Genomic DNA, 978 nt, shown 5'->3' with positions numbered 1-978 from the left:
GCCGCGCCGGCGCCCCGCGCCGCGGCGTCGGACCGCCGCACCCTGGTCGTCGGCCGTGGCATCAGCCTGCAGGGCACGGTCGCCGAGGCCGAGCGCCTGGTGGTGGAGGGCACGGTCGAGAGCCAGATGATCCAGGCGACCGAGCTCGCCATCCATGAGGCCGGGGTGTTCCGCGGCGAGGTGCAGGTCGAGGACGCCGAGATCGCCGGCACCTTCGACGGCACGCTGACGGCGCGCGGGGCGCTGATCATCCGCGGCAGCGGCCGCATCCTCGGCGTGGCGCGCTGCCGCAAGCTGATGGTGGAGGAAGGCGGCCAGATCTCCGGCCGGATGGAGATGCTGGGCGACGGGCCCGCGGCCGCCCCGGCCCCGGCTCCGCGCCCGGTCGCGGCCGAAGCCTGATCCTGCCGCCGCGCCGGTCGCGGGGGGCTTGCTCCCGCGGCGACCGGCGCGACAGCCGCCCGGATGGCCACCATCCGGGCGCATTGCGCCCACCACCGTTCCGTCAACGCATCTGAAAGCCGGGTCGCGCAGCCTTACCGCGATACGGTGCCCCGCCGGAGCCAGGATGAAGCCCTCCCCGCTTCTTCTCGCCCTGCTTCTCCCCATCGCCTGCGCCCAGCCGCAGGACGACGACATGGCGCTGCTGCTGCAGGAGGTGATGACCTCGCAGCAGGCCGCCGCTGCGGGCCTGGCCGCCCCCCCCGCACGCAGCGGGTCCGAGAGCGGGCTGACTGCGGCGGGCCAGCTGGTGGGCCAGACGCCCGACACGCTGCGCCGGCTGCTCGGCGAGCCGCGGCTGCGCCGGGAGGAAGGCCCCGCCGAGGTCTGGCACTACCAGGCGACGCAATGCCATCTCGACCTGGTGCTGTATCGCGAGGATGGCGGCCGCCAGGCGCTGCGCGTCGCCTATGCCTCGGCGCGCGCCAGCGGCGCGGCGCGGCGCGGCGAGGCCGCCTGCCTCCGCGACATCGCGCG

General features: G+C 76.1%; 2 protein-coding genes. Both read left to right on the top strand.

All coding sequences use genetic code 11. The features are described 5' to 3' along the window. On the top strand, positions 1 to 402 hold a 402-nt coding region (locus L2I40_RS23715), incomplete at its 5' end, for a bactofilin family protein (RefSeq protein ID WP_237217804.1). A 166-nt stretch (positions 403 to 568) separates the two neighbouring features. Further along, positions 569 to 978 (top strand): hypothetical protein (locus L2I40_RS23710; RefSeq protein ID WP_237217803.1); only part of this gene is annotated, 410 nt, incomplete at its 3' end.

It is taken from the genome of Falsiroseomonas oryziterrae (assembly GCF_021864505.1).
Lineage (GTDB): Bacteria > Pseudomonadota > Alphaproteobacteria > Acetobacterales > Acetobacteraceae > Falsiroseomonas > Falsiroseomonas oryziterrae.
This window is presented reverse-complemented; position numbering and strand designations above follow the sequence as displayed.